This is a genomic window from Aliirhizobium cellulosilyticum (assembly GCF_014198105.1).
Taxonomy (GTDB): domain Bacteria; phylum Pseudomonadota; class Alphaproteobacteria; order Rhizobiales; family Rhizobiaceae; genus Neorhizobium; species Neorhizobium cellulosilyticum.
This window is the reverse complement of sequence record NZ_JACIGW010000002.1, coordinates 775,503-791,891: the sequence shown is the minus strand read 5'-3', so window position 1 is coordinate 791,891 and position 16,389 is coordinate 775,503. Positions and strand designations below refer to the sequence as shown.

The window sequence follows — 16,389 nt, the reverse complement described above, 5'->3', positions numbered from 1 at the left end:
AGACAACGAGAAGCCGACCCTGTTTTGGTGTTCGTGCATTGTTTGCGTACCCAAATAAAAAGACACAGAACACACACCGGAAAAAGATCGCGCGACTTATGACGACTCCGAACCAGAGCGAAAGTGACCGTTCACGAGATCAAGTTCTCGCGGGCGAATATGTGTTGGGCGTATTGCCTCCCGAGGCTCGCCGGGGCATCGAGAAGCGTATGGCCCGCGATCCCTCTTTTGCGGCAACGGTCCGGCGGTGGGAAGACAATCTTTCGGATTACGACGAGCCGTATAACGATCCCAAAGCGCGACTTAGGCTTCAGGCACATTTTCCGGTTCTTGTGTCAAAGAGAAGCTTCAGCCGCGAACTGGCCGTTGCAGGAAGATGCTGGAACTCGATTAGCTTCTGGCGTGCAATGTGCGTGATGTTGGTTTTCGGTATCGTGACCTACGCGGCTTTCCAGTCGGGATGGCTTGCACTCTGAGCATGCCCGCCGGCGTTTAGATTGTCAGCGTTACGGCCTCGCCAATCGCAGCTCGCAACTCGTCCAGACCCTTTCCTTTCTCCGATGATGTGGAAAGAACGAACGGATACGCAGCCGGGCGCTTGCGGATCTTTTCGAGCGTTTCCTCGATCAGCTTCGGCACGGCCGGTTCCTTGATCTTGTCGGTCTTGGTCAGCACTATCTGATAGGATACGGCGGCCTTATCGAGCAGGTCCAGAACGTCGTCATCATTCTTCTTCAGCCCGTGCCGGCTGTCGATCAGTACATAGACGCGTTTCAGCGTCGCACGTCCGCGCAGATAGTCGAAGACGAGTTTCGTCCAGTTATCGACCATTTCCTTTGGCGCCTGCGCATAGCCATAGCCCGGCATGTCGACGAGAGCCATTGGCGGCAGGTCGCCCTCCTGACCCGAATATCCATCGGGCACAAAATAGTTCAGTTCCTGCGTCCGACCGGGTGTGTTGGAGGTTCTCGCCAAGCCTTTTTGGCCAACCAGAGCATTGATGAGCGATGATTTGCCCACGTTGGAACGACCTGCGAAGGCAACTTCCAGAGGGCCTTCCGGCGGCAGGAACTTCATCGAAGGCACACCACGGATGAAGATCCAGGGGCGACCGAACAGAGGCTTGTCGTTGGTGGTCATTCGTTTTTCTATCTCTGCATCTTCTGGAAAATAGATCGCATCCGGGTTTTGGCGTCAGATGTCAAGCATCTCGGGTGAGATGCGCCATACCGCCCTCAAAAGAAAACCCCGGTCGATGCCGGGGTTTTCCTGATTTACTTGCTTGTCGCAGGCTTTCGTTTGAACAGGCCCTTGAGATTGTCGAAGAGCTCGATCTTGGCACCGTGGCGCTTCATGATCACGGCCTGCTGCGTGACCGACAGCGTGTTGTTCCAGGCCCAGTAGATCACCAGACCGGCCGGGAAGGATGCCAGCATGAAGGTGAAGACGAGCGGCATCCAGTTGAAGATCATCTGTTGCGTCGGATCAGGCGGCGTCGGGTTCATGCGCATCTGCAGGAACATCGTGATGCCCATGACGAGCGGCCAGACACCGATCATCAGGAAGTGCGGCACGTCGTAGGGCAGAAGACCGAACAGGTTGAACAGCGAGGTCGGGTCCGGCGCGGAAAGGTCCTGGATCCAGCCGAAGAACGGTGCATGGCGCATCTCGATCGTGACGTAGATAACCTTGTAGAGCGCAAAGAAGACCGGGATCTGCAGGAGCACCGGCCAGCAGCCGGCGATCGGGTTGATCTTCTCTTCCTTGTAGAGCGCCATCATTGCCTGCTGCAGCGCCATGCGGTCGTCGCCGTGCTTGGCCTTCAGTTCTTCCATCTTCGGCTGCATGCGCTTCATGTTGGCCATCGAAGCATACTGCTTGCTGGCCAGCGGGAAGAAGATCAGCTTCACGACGATGGTCGTCAGAAGGATCGCAACACCGAAATTGCCGACGTGACGGAAGAAGAAGTCCATCAGCTGGAACATCGGTTTGGTGATGAAGTAGAACCAGCCCCAGTCGATAAGAAGGTCGAAATGCGGGATCTTGTATTCTTCGGCATAACGGTCGACGAGCGGAACGCGCTTGGCGCCTGCGAACACCATGTTCTTCAGCTCAGTCGATTGGCCGGGCTGAATGGTCAGCGCATCGCTCTTGTAGTCAGCCTGGTAGCGCGGCTGGCCATCGGTGAAGTGGGTGAATCGGCCTTCATAAGGCAATGACTGCGGCGGTACGATCGTCGCGGCCCAGTATTTGTCGGTAATGCCAAGCCAGCCGCCGGTTGCCTTGGCGCTCGTGACTGCATCTTCTTCGACGTTGGAATAGGTATGCTCGCTCAGGCTGCCGTCGGAACCGAAAACGCCGAGGAAGCCCTCATGAATGACCCATACGGACGGTGTGACCGGCTTGTTGTTACGGGTGATGCGGCCATAGGACGAGAGCGTTACGGCTTCAGAGCCCGGGTTCTCGATCTTGTCCGATACGGTGATCATATAGTGATCATCGATCGAAATCGTCCGGTTGAACAAGATGCCCTTGTCGTTGGTGAAGGAAAGCGTCACCGGTGTGGTCGTGGTCAGCTTCTGGCCGCTGGTGAGTGTCCACTTCGTGCCGGGACCCGGCGTCTGTCCGCTCGTGTCGCTGCCGATGTAGCCGATTTCGCCGAAATAGCCTTCCTTGGTATCGGAGGGCGAGAAGAGCGTGATGAGCGGGCTCGAGTCATCGACGGTCTCGTGATACTCGCGCAGTTTCAGGTCGTCGAAGCGCGCACCTGTCAGGTTGATCGAGCCGGAAACGGCCGGAGTATCGATTTCGACTCGCTCTGACTTGGCAAGCGCCTGCTCGCGTGTCGCGGTCGCTTCGGCCTGACCTGCACCCGGAAGGTTGCCGGTCGTCGCGGTAGCACCGGCGTTTTCCGGCGATGGGGTCGGGTTTTGCGCGGCTTGCTGCTGCTGCAGTGCCTGCTGGGCTTCAGCGGCACGCTGCTGCGCTTCCATGCGCGGGTTCATATAAAGGAACTGCCAGGCAAGGACGATGACGACCGATAGGCCGATCGCGATGAAGTAATTTCGGTTTTTTTCCATCATGCTTTCCTGGAGGAGGTTCCTGAGACAGACTTGGGCTTTTGCCTGCCTTCAATCCGTGCTGCAAGTTGTTCGGTCAAATTTGAGAAGGAAATGCCGAGCACCTCCCTGCGCGCGACGATCACATAGTCGTGTCCATTTTCCATTGCAAATCCGGCGGATTTGCGCACCGCTTCCTTCAGGCGCCGGCGCATCCGGTTCCGCTCGACGGCGTTTCCGTGCTTTTTGGTAACGGTGAAGCCTACACGTGGCGGCTCATCGGGCTGCTTGCGGTCGAGAACTTCAAGGAGAAAGGTTCTCCCGCGGCGTGCTTCGCCTTTCCGAACAGCAAGAAACTGCGGCCGGCTTTTCAGCCGCCCGACAGTGTTTTTCTTGTCTTTACTCGTCGTCACTGCCCGGTCCGGGCAAGTCGGCCGTTAGGCCGACAGACTGGCACGGCCGCGTGCGCGACGAGCCGAAAGAACCTTGCGGCCACCCTTGGTAGCCATGCGGGCACGGAAACCATGACGACGCTTGCGAACAAGCTTGGACGGTTGGTAGGTACGCTTCATTTTTTTAATGCCGCGGTGTGCGGCCCTTCTTGAAGATTGCCTCTATCGAAGCAAGAGCGTTTCGGAAAATGCGCTGGCATGCGGATATGCAGGTTGCGAGCCGCTGCCTGAGCGCGCGGGCATATAGTTCAGGTTAAGCCCGAAAGTCAATCCGCAAGCCCCGGATGACCGGAAAGCCGCCGTTTTGCCATCCATTATTTAAGCGATTACGAATGCAATTATTAATATAGCTCGCGTCAGGCGTAGTTTCTTTGGTTGTGTTTTTGGCGAAGTTTTTTCTATGTTGTGGGCAATGGCTCAAGTCGTGAGAAAATATATCGCGAAATAAGTCATGCGAGCGGGAGAATTTTGCTTGCGCGTCTAAAGTCGGGTGGTGCTTTCGATCAGCCATTATTAACGATTTTATGCTAATTTTCACAGTCATCAAGAATAGCGGCTGATCTTGGCGCTGTTCTAGTGTCTTTGGAGGGCGTTACCGTGAAAATTGGAGTAAAGATCAACCTTCTCGTAGGGTTGATGAGCCTTGTCGCATGTGCAATTGCCGGATTGTCGGTATTCGCGGTGAGCGAATACCATGACAAGCAGAGCGCCTACGCTAATATCGCTGATCGCGTCTACAAGGGCGAGCGGCTCAACCGCCTGGTGACCGCGGTGGTTATGGACGCTCGCGGTATGTATGCGGCGAAGGATGTCTCATCCGCCAAGCCTTTTGGTGAAGGCGTGACGAAAAGTCTCGCCGACATGGAAAAGCTGATTGCCGATTGGGCCGCTGTCGTTCCAGCAGCGCAGAAGGCGCAATTCGACAAGCTCACGGCAGGTTTCACAGAGTTCAAGGCATTCCGCACCGAAACGGTGCGCCTCGGCGCGACCGAAGGGCCGCAGGCTGCCAATGTTCAGGGTAACAACGACGCCAACCGCGCAAACCGCAAAGCCTATCAGGGGGAGATCGACAAGGTCGTTGCCTCAGATGTTGCCGAACTGGACGTGTTAAGCGCAGAGATGACGTCCTTCGGTAACCTGATCTTCTACTCCGTTCTTCTCGTTGCCATTCTCGGTGTCGGCGGTGGCCTGGGCTTTGGCCTTTATCTTGGACGCAGCCAGATTAGCGGTCCTATCCTTAAGCTGACATCTTCGATGGGGCGCCTTGCTCACGGTGATTATGATGCCGCCGTGCCATTTTCCGGCCGCAGGGACGAAATTGGCGACATGGCCGCAGCCGTCGAAGTCTTCAAGACGAACGGCTTGGAAGTTGCCCGCATGACCGATGCCGAGGCGGGTTTGAAGGCAAAGAGTGACGATCTGCAGACGCGTATGTCTGCCGTTGTCCAAGCTGCAGCCGAGGGCGATTTCACTTGTCGCATTGATAAGCAATGGGGTGTCGAAAGCCTTGACCGTGTGGCCCGCAATATCGACCAGCTCGTCAAAAGCATCGATGCCGGCGTATCGGAAACGCGCCGCGTCGTGAAAAGCCTTTCCGATGGCGATCTCACCGACGCCATGCGGGGAGATTTCAAGGGCGCATTTGCCGAACTGCAGGAAAACGTCAACAGTACGATGCAGACACTTCAGTCCACCATGGGTAAGGTGCGCAATGCCACCGGTGCCATGAATAACGGCGCGTCCGAACTGAGCATTGCCGCTAATGATCTGTCGAAGCGCACCGAGCAGCAGGCGGCAGCCCTTGAAGAAACGTCGGCCGCTCTCGATCAGATCACCTCCGTCGTGAGGACCTCGACCGAGCGGGCCAATGAAGCGACCACCATGGTCGGCGAGGCGAAGGAAAGCGCGATCCAGTCCGGCGCGGTCGTTCGCAATGCCATCGAAGCGATGGGACGAATCGAGCAGGCCTCGCGTGAGATCGCCCAGATTACCAATGTCATCGACGAGATCGCGTTCCAGACCAACCTTCTGGCTCTGAATGCGGGTGTGGAAGCGGCGAGGGCCGGGGAAGCAGGCAAAGGCTTTGCCGTCGTCGCCCAGGAGGTCCGCGAACTCGCACAACGCTCCGCCAGCGCGGCGAAGGATATCAAGTCGCTGATCGGCAAGTCAGGCGAGGAAGTCGCAGGCGGCGTTCAACTGGTTCAGAAGACCGGAGCAGCCCTGTCGGAAATCGAAGCGCGCGTCAGCCGCATCAATGACCATATCCATTCGATCGCCGTGGCATCGAAGGAGCAGGCGACCGGTCTTGCCGAGGTAAATACCGCGGTCAACCAGATGGACCATGTCACCCAGCAGAATGCCGCCATGGTTGAAGAAAGTTCTGCTGCGACCAGCAAGCTATCTACTGAAGCCGATGCACTTTATCGTCTTGTATCGCACTTCAGGATTGCCGAGGAAGATAGCCGCTTGCCTCGTCTTGTGCCGGCCGAAGCCTCTCATCGCCCGCAAGCTTCCCCGGCAAGAAAACTGACCGCAGCTCTCAGCCGTGCCTTGGGCGGAGGTGGCTCGGCCAAAGCAGCGGCGAGCGTTGCTGATTGGGAAGAATTCTGAATTCCAGCCTGAACATTACCGAAATTTAAGGCGGAGGCGGCTTTTGCCTCCGCCTTTTGCGTTTGCGCGGGGTGTTCAAATCTTGGTGACGCGGTAAAATGGTCGCATACACGCGGAGTTGAAACCCGTGGCTGAAATTGGAGATCCGTATGGATAGCGAGGTTCACACCTCGGAACGTCAGGGGACATGGCCGGACGGCGCCGGACCGGAGCCGATGCCGACCATTCTGCGCGGTCTTTCCGGGCGGTTGCTCTGGCTGACGGTGATATTCGTCATGATGGCAGAAATCCTGATTTTCATGCCATCGATCTCCGGCATGCGCATGAACTGGCTTCGTGATCGCCTGGATACTGCCGCCGCCGCGGGAATCGTGATCGACGGGTTGCAGCCTGCCGAATTGCCGCGTGCCGTACAGGACGACACACTGCTGGCGACCGGAACAAAGGTCATCGCGTTGCGCAAGGATGGAACGTCCCGGCTTCTGGCCGCAATCGAGGTTCCGCCGGAGATCGACGCTCAATACGATCTTGCTCACACGTCTATGCTGAGCTCCATGCGTGATGCGCTGGATACGCTTGTGTTCGGTGGTAACCGGGTGATGCGTGTTTTCGGTCCGGTTGGTGAAAGCGATATGATCATCGAACTGGTCATGACTGATAACGCCCTTCGCAAGGATATGCTGATCTACTCGAAGATGATGTTTCTCATCTCCTTGCTGATTTCGTTGATCACGGCAGTGCTTATATTCCTCGCAATCAATCGCATGATGATCTCACCGATCCGGCGACTGACACACAATATGCAGCTTTTTTCAGAGCGGCCCGATGACCCTTCCCGGGTTTTCTCCGCCGATCGTTCTCGCGGCGAGCTGGCCGTCGCAGGGCGGCATCTTGCGGCAATGCAGGTCGAGCTTCAAAGGACTTTGAAGCAACAGAAGAACCTTGCCGATCTTGGTCTGGCTGTATCGAAGATCAATCACGACATGCGCAACATCCTTGCTTCCGCTCAATTGATGTCGGACCGCCTGACGGATGTCGAAGACCCGATGGTCAGAAGTTTTGCGCCAAAACTACTACGCACCATCGACAGGGCCGTCGGATACACCAACGAGGTCCTGGCCTATGGTCAGGCATCGGAAGCTGCTCCGCGCCGCCGCCGGGTAAACCTGACCGACCTGTGCCAGGAAGTGCGTGACATGCTGGCCATCGATCCTGACTCGGGCATAGAATTCGTCGAACAGATCTCGGAAGGCGTGGAGGTCGATTGCGACGGGGAGCAGATTTTCCGCGTGGTCCACAATTTGTGCCGTAACGCCGTCCAGGCGTTGCTCACGCATGATGCCAATGATCCCAAAGCTGTGCGGCGTGTCACACTGACGGCACATCGTCTCGGCAGCGTCGTCAGCATCACCGTTGATGACACCGGGCCGGGCATGCCGCGCAAGGCGCGGGAGAATCTCTTCTCGGCCTTCAGGGGCTCTGCACGTTCTGGCGGAACAGGGTTGGGGTTGGTCATTGCGCGCGAGCTGGTGCTGGCGCATGGCGGTACGATCGCGCTCGTTGAAAAACCAGGTCCGGGCACGCAATTCCGTATCGAAATTCCCGACCGTCCGGTCTCTTTGGAGGACTATCGCGCCAGGGCGTGAGTAATTATTATTTGAAAACAACGGCTTGATGAATTTGCGAAGATAAAATGACATCAAGCCAGGGAAAATCGCTTGCAATCCTTCTCGGCACCCTTTAGAGGATCGCCACGCCAGCGGAACACACCGCTGACAGACGCACCCGTAGCTCAGCTGGATAGAGCACCAGACTACGAATCTGGGGGTCAGGAGTTCGAATCTCTTCGGGTGCGCCATTTCACTTTTCAATTGAAAATCAGAATTAAAGTGCATCTGTATCGGTTTTCGATCCGACGCTTTTTCGTTTTTTAGTCGCATTTTCCTCATCTGATTCCTGACAATGCCAATAGGCATGGCATATGCCTTGCGCTATCCAATGCGAACTTGTGATTGGGAAACGTCGCAGTCGTCGAATCGACCGCGATCCATGCGGAGTTCGGAAGATGAGATGGAAGCGTACGATCCAGTTGCTGGATGTTCATGCGGAAGGCGAGATCGGTCGCGTGGCGATTGGCGGGGTTCCTAAAATCCCGGGCAATACCGTTGCCGAGCAGCTGGAATGGATGAATTCCGATCCCAAGGGGCAGGAACTGCGCCGCTTCCTTTGCCTTGAGCCGCGCGGCACCCCGATCGGTTCCGTCAATCTTCTCCTGCCGCCAAAACATCCGGATGCTGATGCCGCCTTCATCATCCTGCAGCCGGATCAGGCGCATGCCAGCTCCGGTTCCAACTCGATCTGCGCCACCACGGCGCTGCTGGAGGCCGGTATCGTCGAGATGAAGGAACCGGAAACCGTCGTCACGCTGGAAACGGCGGCTGGCCTCGTACGGGCTGTCGCCACTTGCCGCGACGGCCGGTGCGAAAAGGTGAAGCTCACAATGGTCCCGTCCTTCGTCCATGAGCTGGACGTGAAGCTTCAGACGCCGGAATGGGGCGAGATCACGCTCGATATTTCCTATGGCGGCATTTTTTACGGTCTCGTCGACGTATCCCAGATCGGCCTCACCATCGAAAAGAAGAATGCCGCTGCCCTCGTGCAGGCCGGCATGATTCTGAAGGATCTGATCAACCGCCAGATCCCTGTGGCCCACCCGGAAATCCCGGCAATCTCCGGCGTCGCTTATGTAATGTTCCGCGATACGGAAGCCGATGGCACGGTGCGTACCTGCACGACCATGTGGCCGGGCAGGGCTGATCGTTCGCCATGCGGTACAGGCAACTCCGCCAATCTGGCAACGTTGCACGCCCGCGGCAAGGTGGCGGTGGGTGATATGTTCCTATCACGCTCGATTATTGGGACGCAGTTCGAAGTGGGACTTTCCGCCGAAACCGAGGTTGCGGGAAAGCCCGCCATCATCCCGACGATCGCCGGTCGAGGGTTTACCTTCGGCCTGCATCAGGTCGCACTCGACCCGTTCGATCCGTTGGCCGATGGTTTTGCAATGACCGACGTTTGGGGACCTTCTGCCGGCGAGATAATCTGATCTATCAGATCTCGCTGCCGATCTTGGCAGGCGCTTCGACATCACCTTGTTTCAGCACCAGCGAGCTTACGCCCTCGACGCCCTGGTGGTTAGGAGCAGGCACAACACCCAGTTCTTGGAACTGCATGTATTTGGAAGCGCCGAACATATCGCCTTTTTCTGCAGCCTGACGATACATTTCGGCAGCTTTTTCTGCATTGGCCGCAATGCCTTCGCCAGTCTCATACATGATGCCAAGATTGATCATCGCGTCAGTATTGCCGCGCTGCGCAGCAAGGTCGTACCAGGCGATTGCAGTCTGGTCGTCAGCCTGGACGAGTTGGCCTTCGTCATAGATGGCACCAATATTGAACGCCGCCGTGTCATCGCCGTCAGCGGCAGCTTTCTCGAACCATTGAAGCGCCTTGTCGACATCCGGCTGCGTGCCCAGACCATCGCGATAGGCAACGCCGAGATTATACGCGGCAAGTGTATTGCCGCTGTCGGCAGCCTGCTGATAATACGCAAACTCAGCCTTGTCGTCGCCGAGACGACCCATAAGCATGCCATAGTTCACCATGGCAGCCGCGTAACCATCCTTTACCGCCGTGCTGTAGGCATTCATCGCCTGATCGGGCTGGTCGACGCTATTGAGCGCTCGGCCCAGCTGATACGCGAAACGCGGGTTCCCTGTCGTATCGAAAGCGATGCGGCATGCCTGAACGGCCTGATTGCCTATGTCGGCAATGTTGACAGGCGCAAAATCGCCGTTGCGCTGTTGGTCGTAAGGGCTGCCTGCCAGGCGATCGCAATCACCCTGCTGCGCCGAGGCAAGAAGGAGGTTGTTGCGCTCGGCAGCATCAGGTGAGACAGTCAGCGCAAGAAGCGCGACAGCGGCACCTGTGGTAATCGCAAAACCCTTGTTGACTTTCAGAGTCCGGGATTTCATTGTTCGCTCCGACTCAAAACACTTTCAGATTGCTTAATGAACGCAGCACTCGTGTGCTTGTTCCGCGTATTCGCATCGAGTGTCCTTTCAGAGCCTCTGTAATCCGCACGATTTCGTGAAGTTTAGCGTGATATTGTCGGCATCGATTGGATGTTCCGGTGTTCTCGGAATGGGCGTGAGATTGTCTTTGCGTCTGCTTTGATGTTAAGCGGGATCGGCATCCCCAAAACACTCAGCGGAACAGCTCCATGAAAACGCTCCAGATTCGCCGCCCCGACGATTGGCATCTCCATCTGCGGGATGGCGCAGTGCTGGAGGGCGTGATCGGCGATACGAGCCGTCACTTTGCCCGTGCGATCATCATGCCGAACCTCGTTCCCCCGGTCGTGACCACGGCCGATGCCACAGCTTATCGCTCACGTATCATGGCTGCCCTGCCGCAAGGGCATAGGTTCGAGCCGCTGATGACCCTCTATCTGACGGAGCATACGAACCCGGATGATGTGGAGGAAGGCAAGAAGAGCGGTCTCATTACTGCCGTGAAGCTCTATCCTGCGGGCGCCACGACCAACTCCCATGGCGGCGTGCGTGATCTGGAAAAGGCCATGCCGGTTTTGGAGCGCATGGCGAAGATCGGCCTGCCGCTTTGCGTGCATGGTGAGGTCACGACGCCCGAAGTCGACATCTTCGATCGCGAGGCGGTGTTCATCGAGACGGTGCTTGATCCGCTGCGCAAGCGGCTTCCGGAACTGAAGGTAACGATGGAGCATGTCACCACCTCGGACGGTATCGACTACATCAAGTCGTCCAAGGCGAACCTTGCAGGCTCGATCACTACGCATCACCTGATCATCAACCGCAACGACATTTTGGTCGGCGGCATCCGCCCGCATTATTACTGCCTGCCGGTCGCCAAGCGCGAGAGCCATCGCCTAGCCTTGCGGGCCGCTGCGACATCCGGCGACCATCGTTTCTTCCTTGGCACGGATTCCGCGCCGCATGTCGACCCGTTGAAGGAATGTGCCTGTGGCTGCGCCGGCATCTATACTTCGGTGAACACGATGAGCTGCCTTGCTCATGTCTTCGAGCAGGATAATGCTCTGGAAACGCTGGAAGCCTTTGCATCGCTGAATGGTCCGGCATGGTACGGGCTTCAGCCGAACGAAGAGAAGATCACGCTTGAGAAGCAGGACGTTCAGGTCGAGTTTCCTGCAAAACGCGATACCGGCGCCGGTGCAATCACCGTTTTCGACCCGGGCTTCCAGATCTTCTGGAATGTCTTAGACTGAAATTACTGGTTGTTCCTGCCGGGTTGATATTTATTCGAGTTGTAGCTCTCCAAAGGTAATAATCTGGAGAGATTCTCATCTTAGCTTCTGCTCGTTTATTGAATAAATCTTCGAAGAGAATTCCGGCATGATGCTCGACTATCAGTCTCTTCTGCTTGCTCTCGGCGTATCCGCTGCATGTCTGATGGTCACCTTGTTCGGCACCTGGTTTTCCCGCCGGACGGACTCTTTCCTTTTGACGCTGGTAATTTCGCTTTGCCTCGTTGTGGCCGGCATTATTGTCTACAGCACGTTCACGGCCCGATCAGGTGTTACGCCTGCCGCCATAGCCTACGCTCTGTTCATGAGCGGATTTTCCACAATTTACGCGGCATCCGTGCAATTCCGTACGGGAATGTCACCCTGGCGATTGGCCGGCACTTTGTCCTTTGTCAGCCTTGCCCTTGGCATGCCGCTAATTCTCGTCGGGCTCGACGGGCTCGGCCTGATCATCATGAATGTCCTGACGGCCACCCTTCTTGTCGGCACGGGGTGCCAATACTGGACGGCACGCAAAGAGGCTCCTGGTCCTTTGCTTGGCATGGTCGTTCTTTATTGTGTCAGCGGTTTCTCCTTCGCGCTTTGTGCCGGTGTTCTCATTGCGGATGGCCGCCTGAGCCTGGGTGAACCGCCGGTAAACTGGGCGGAAAATCTCAATATCGGCATCTGCATCGCGGGCATGACCGGCATTGGCGCCTTGTCGCTGGCGCTTCATCAGTGGCGTATGGCTGCCCTTCACCGGCATGAGGCGATGACCGATGCCCTGACCGGCCTCATCAATCGTCGCGCCTTGTTCGATCAGTATGGCGGACGCAAGCTGAATGCGTCGACCGCCGTGATCGTCTTCGATATCGACCGGTTCAAGTCGATCAACGACCGGTTCGGCCATTCCGCAGGCGATGAGGTTCTGAAACTTTTTGCGCAGGACATGCTGTCGGAAATGGTTCCGGCCGGATCCGCAGCACGGCTGGGTGGCGAGGAGTTTGCCATGGTTGTCGGCGAAGTCATGTCCGGTCGCGCTGAAAGGATCGCCAACGCGGTGCGTATGCGTTTTGCGGCCCGGGACATCGCCATAGACGGAAAACTCCTTCGCTGCACGGTAAGTGCGGGCGTGTCAGTGGGTGCCCCGGAAGGTTTGCCGTTCGAAACGGTCCTGAATCTTGCTGATGGCGCTCTTTACGAAGCAAAGGATGCCGGTCGCGATCGTGTCGAGATCGCATCCTACCTGCGGTCGGTTCCCCCTGCGCCTGACAGCCGCACTTCAGCCTGAAAATTTCATCGCTAATCTATCCGCTGGCGTATCTGACACCATGCTGCTATTGCGGCGCGTGGTTTGAAGCAATGTCCAGCGAAAATCTGCAGCAGTTTCGCGTTCGGACTTGCGAATAAAGAAAAGCAGCGATTAAGGAGCGGGCGCATGATCCAGACCACATTTACCGACCGGAACGTAATGGCCGAACTGATGGCAAAGATGCTCTGGGAAATCGGAGCCGTGCATTTCAGCGCTGACAAGCCCTACAAGTTCTCCTCCGGCATGATGAGCCCCGTCTATATCGACTGCCGCAAGCTGCTTTCCTTCCCGCGTGTTCGCTCCACCATTATGGATTTTGCCGCAGCCACCGCTTTGCGCGAAGCCGGCTTTGAGAAGTTCGATTGTATCGCGGGTGGTGAAACTGCGGGCATTCCGTTCGCTGCCCTTTTGTCGGAACGCCTCGGCCTGCCGATGATCTATGTCCGCAAGAAGCCCAAGGGCCACGGTCGTGCATCGCAGATCGAAGGCCATCTGCCGGAGGGGGCCCGTGTCCTCGTCATCGAAGACCTCGTCACGGTCGGCGGCGGCATGTTCACCTTCATCGACGCCATCCGCGCAGCAGGCGGCGTGGTTGACCATGGTATGTCGCTGTTCTTCTACGACATGTATCCGCAGGTCGCCGAGCGTTTTGCCAATGGCAAGGTTCAGTTCAATTACATCGCCACATGGCGCAACGTTTTGGCTGTTGCCCGTGAGCAGAAGCTGTTCGACGAAAAGACCTTTACGGAAGTCGAATCCTTCCTCGACGCGCCATTGGCGTGGTCGGGTCGCAATGGTGGTGTAGCTGAGCTTTCGCTCTAGCAATGATATAAAAGCTCAGGTATCGATGGGCGAAACAATGATCTCGGGAGGAAATCGATGATCCTGTGCTGCGGCGAAGCTTTAATCGACATGTTGCCGCGTGAGACGACGCTCGGCGAACCGGCGTTTTCGCCCTATGCCGGTGGCGCCGTCTTCAACACCGCGATTGCTCTAGGCCGTCTGGGTGTCCCGACGGCCTTCTTCACCGGTCTGGCTGATGACATGATGGGCGACATCCTGCGCGAGACGCTGCGCAAGAGCAATGTCGACTTCAGCTATTGCGCCATCGCCTCGCGGCCCTCGACCATCGCTTTCGTCAAGCTGGTGAATGGTCATGCAACCTACGCCTTTTACGACGAAGGCACCGCTGGCCGCATGATCACCGAGGCCGACCTACCGGCAATCGGAGACGAATGCGAGGCGCTGCATTTCGGCGCAATCAGCCTGATCCCCGAACCCTGCGGCTCGACCTACGAGGCGCTGATGCTGCGCGAGCATGAAAAGCGCGTCATCTCGCTCGATCCGAACATCCGCCCCGGCTTTATCAAGGACAAGGCGGCTCATCTCGCCCGTATCCGACGCATGGCCGCCATGTCGGATATCGTAAAATTCTCGGATGAGGATCTCGCCTGGTTCGGCCTGGAAGGCGACGAGGATACGCTCGCCCGCCACTGGCTGCATCACGGCGCAAAGCTCGTTGTCGTCACCCGCGGTGCCGAAGGTGCTGTCGGCTATACGGCGGATCACAAGGTAACGGTTCCGAGTGAACGGGTGACGGTCGTCGATACGGTCGGCGCCGGCGACACATTCGATGCCGGTATTCTCGCGTCGCTGAAGATGCAGAACCTGCTGACCAAGGCCCAGGTCGCAAGCCTCACCGAAGACCAGATTGCTAAGGCACTCGCCCTCGGCGCCAAGGCAGCCGCCGTGACGGTTTCGCGGGCGGGGGCAAATCCACCCTTTGCAAACGAGATCGGGCTGTAATCGAGCCTTCCGCAGCGAATAAAAAAGCCCTCCGGAACGTCCTTCCGGAGGGCTTTTTGTTTGATTGTAACGAGCTTACTTCTTCAGGCCAGCCAGCGTCTTCACCAACCCTTGAGTCGAGGAATCGTGGCCGGCGGCGCTTTCCTTGCCTTCGACGACCGGAAGCAGGCCAGTCGCCAGTTCCTTGCCCAGTTCCACGCCCCACTGGTCGAAGGAGTTGATGCGGAACAGCACGCCTTCGACGAAAACGCGGTGCTCGTAGAGCGCTACGAGGCGGCCGAAGGCAAACGGCGTCAGCTTGTCATGCACGAAGGTGATCGACGGACGGTTGCCGGTAAACACGCGGTGTGGCGCGATAAAGTCGGCCTGTTTGTCCTCCATACCCTTGGAGGTCAGCTGGGCTTTCGCTTCCTCGAAAGTACGGCCCTTCATCAACGCTTCCGACTGCGCCAGGCAATTGGCGATCAACAGGTCGTGCTGATGGCGAAGCTCCGGCTCGAATCCGTTTGCCGCGATCATGAACTCGGCCGGAATGATGCTCGTGCCCTGGTGGATCAGCTGGTAGAAGGCGTGCTGGCCGTTGGTGCCGGGCTCGCCCCAGACGACCGGGCCGGAATTGCCCTCGACCGGCGTACCGTCGATCGTCACGCCCTTGCCGTTCGATTCCATATCGAGCTGCTGTAGATAGGCCGGGAAGCGGAGCAAGCGCTGGTCATAGGGCAGGATCGCGCGGGTCGGGTAACCCAGAACGTTGCGATGATAAAAGCCGATCAGGCCCAGCAGCATCGGCAGGTTTTCACGAACCGGTGCCTCGCGGAAATGCTTGTCCATCGCATGTGCGCCATCAAGAAACTTGCCGAAATTGTCCGGCCCGATAGCGATCATCAGCGGCAGGCCGATAGCCGACCAGATCGAATAACGGCCGCCGACCCAGTCCCAGAAGCCGAAGACCCGCTCTGCATCAATGCCGAAGGCCGCCACCTTCTCGAGCGCGGTGGAGACGGCGCAGAAGTGATGCTCTACGGCGGCATCGCCCAGCTTGTCCGCGATGAACCTGCGGGCCGTGGCCGCATTGGTCATCGTCTCGACCGTCGTGAACGTCTTGGACGCAACGATAAACAGCGTCGTCTCCGCATCGAGCAGCTTCAGCGTATCGGCAATATGCGCGCCATCGACATTGGAAACGAAATGCGCGCGTGGGCCGTCATGGTAAGGAGCGAGCGCCAGCGTTGCCATGACCGGGCCGAGGTCCGAACCGCCAATGCCGATATTAACGACATCGGTGATCTTTTTGCCGGTTGCGCCTTTCAAGGCGCCGGAACGGATGCCATCGGCAAACTTGCCCATCGCTGCCAGAACGGAATTGACGTCCGGCATGACATCCTTGCCGTCGACCAGAACCGGCGTGTTGGACCGGTTGCGTAGCGCCGTATGCAGCACTGCGCGGTCTTCGGTGAAGTTGATGGCGACGCCGGAGAACATCTCCTCGCGCTTCTTCGCCACGCCGCCGGCATCGGCTAGCTTCTCAAGCAGCGTGAGGATTTCCTCGTTCACCGCGGTCTTGGAATAATCCATGGTGAGATCATCGAAGCGGGCGCTGAATTTTTCGAAGCGGCCCGCATCCCTGGCGAAAGCGGCACGAATGTCCGTCGCCTTGGTAGCGTCTGCGGTTGCCTTGAGCTCTTGGACGATGGTCTGCATGATTTCCTCGCATTCTGCAGAATGATGCAGGGGAACCTATTCGCTTTCTTGTTCAAATCAAGCGTCACCGTTGCGTCTTTTGCGTAACGGCTCAGTCAATTGTCCATT

The 16,389-nt window shown here is 57.5% G+C and carries 14 protein-coding genes and 1 tRNA gene; 9 read left to right on the top strand and 6 right to left on the bottom strand.

Going from position 1 to position 16,389, the window contains the following annotated elements; all coding sequences use genetic code 11:
* Positions 1-98 precede the first annotated feature (98 nt).
* Positions 99-476, top strand: coding sequence for a hypothetical protein (locus GGE33_RS12570; RefSeq protein ID WP_183823520.1), 378 nt, complete (start codon positions 99-101; stop codon positions 474-476).
* Positions 477-492: 16 nt separating this feature from the next.
* Here the strand turns inward: GGE33_RS12570 and yihA are convergent, their stop codons facing one another.
* From yihA to rpmH, 4 genes are all read right to left on the bottom strand, one after another.
* The gene (yihA, locus tag GGE33_RS12565; protein WP_210297746.1) at positions 493-1,140 is read right to left on the bottom strand and encodes a ribosome biogenesis GTP-binding protein YihA/YsxC; all 648 of its coding nucleotides are present in this window, start codon (positions 1,138-1,140) and stop codon (positions 493-495) included.
* 134 nt (positions 1,141-1,274) lie between these two features.
* Positions 1,275-3,080 (bottom strand): membrane protein insertase YidC, encoded by a 1,806-nt coding sequence (yidC, locus tag GGE33_RS12560; RefSeq protein ID WP_183823518.1) that lies wholly within the window; start codon positions 3,078-3,080, stop codon positions 1,275-1,277.
* A complete protein-coding gene (rnpA, locus tag GGE33_RS12555; RefSeq protein ID WP_148148342.1) occupies positions 3,080-3,472 on the bottom strand; it encodes a ribonuclease P protein component in 393 nt (130 codons plus the stop codon). The genes yidC and rnpA overlap by 1 nt, the downstream gene beginning before the upstream one ends.
* Positions 3,473-3,496: 24 nt before the next feature.
* Positions 3,497-3,631 (bottom strand): 50S ribosomal protein L34, encoded by a 135-nt coding sequence (gene rpmH / locus GGE33_RS12550; RefSeq protein ID WP_112458319.1) that lies wholly within the window; start codon positions 3,629-3,631, stop codon positions 3,497-3,499.
* Between the two features lie 477 nt (positions 3,632-4,108).
* On the opposite strand from rpmH, the gene GGE33_RS12545 reads away from it, so the two are divergent.
* The 4 genes from GGE33_RS12545 (at position 4,109) to GGE33_RS12530 (ending at position 9,227) form a co-directional block, all read left to right on the top strand.
* Positions 4,109-6,121 (top strand): methyl-accepting chemotaxis protein, encoded by a 2,013-nt coding sequence (locus tag GGE33_RS12545; protein WP_183823516.1) that lies wholly within the window; start codon positions 4,109-4,111, stop codon positions 6,119-6,121.
* A 149-nt stretch (positions 6,122-6,270) separates the two neighbouring features.
* A complete protein-coding gene (locus GGE33_RS12540) occupies positions 6,271-7,767 on the top strand; it encodes an ATP-binding protein (RefSeq protein WP_183823514.1) in 1,497 nt (498 codons plus the stop codon).
* A 135-nt stretch (positions 7,768-7,902) separates the two neighbouring features.
* Positions 7,903-7,979: transfer RNA gene (locus tag GGE33_RS12535), tRNA-Arg, on the top strand.
* Between the two features lie 207 nt (positions 7,980-8,186).
* Positions 8,187-9,227 carry a 4-hydroxyproline epimerase gene (locus tag GGE33_RS12530; RefSeq protein WP_183823512.1) on the top strand — a complete coding sequence of 347 codons (1,041 nt, stop codon included), beginning with the start codon at positions 8,187-8,189 and terminating at the stop codon, positions 9,225-9,227.
* Between the two features lie 4 nt (positions 9,228-9,231).
* Here GGE33_RS12530 and GGE33_RS12525 read toward each other — a convergent pair whose 3' ends face one another.
* A complete protein-coding gene (locus GGE33_RS12525; RefSeq protein WP_183823510.1) occupies positions 9,232-10,155 on the bottom strand; it encodes a tetratricopeptide repeat protein in 924 nt (307 codons plus the stop codon).
* A 248-nt stretch (positions 10,156-10,403) separates the two neighbouring features.
* Between GGE33_RS12525 and pyrC the strand changes: the two genes are divergently transcribed.
* The 4 genes from pyrC to GGE33_RS12505 all read left to right on the top strand — a co-directional run bounded on the left by pyrC (position 10,404) and on the right by GGE33_RS12505 (position 14,580).
* Positions 10,404-11,444, top strand: coding sequence for a dihydroorotase (pyrC, locus tag GGE33_RS12520; RefSeq protein ID WP_183823508.1), 1,041 nt, complete (start codon positions 10,404-10,406; stop codon positions 11,442-11,444).
* Between the two features lie 127 nt (positions 11,445-11,571).
* On the top strand, positions 11,572-12,753 hold the full coding sequence (locus GGE33_RS12515) for a GGDEF domain-containing protein (protein ID WP_183823506.1): 1,182 nt from the start codon (positions 11,572-11,574) through the stop codon (positions 12,751-12,753).
* Positions 12,754-12,900: 147 nt separating this feature from the next.
* Entirely contained in the window at positions 12,901-13,596 is a 696-nt protein-coding gene (locus tag GGE33_RS12510) for an orotate phosphoribosyltransferase (protein WP_183823504.1), read from the top strand.
* A gap of 57 nt (positions 13,597-13,653) precedes the next feature.
* A complete protein-coding gene (locus GGE33_RS12505; RefSeq protein ID WP_183823502.1) occupies positions 13,654-14,580 on the top strand; it encodes a carbohydrate kinase family protein in 927 nt (308 codons plus the stop codon).
* Between the two features lie 75 nt (positions 14,581-14,655).
* On the opposite strand, the gene pgi is transcribed toward GGE33_RS12505, so the two are convergent.
* Positions 14,656-16,281, bottom strand: coding sequence for a glucose-6-phosphate isomerase (gene pgi, locus GGE33_RS12500; RefSeq protein ID WP_183823500.1), 1,626 nt, complete (start codon positions 16,279-16,281; stop codon positions 14,656-14,658).
* Positions 16,282-16,389: the final 108 nt, after the last annotated feature.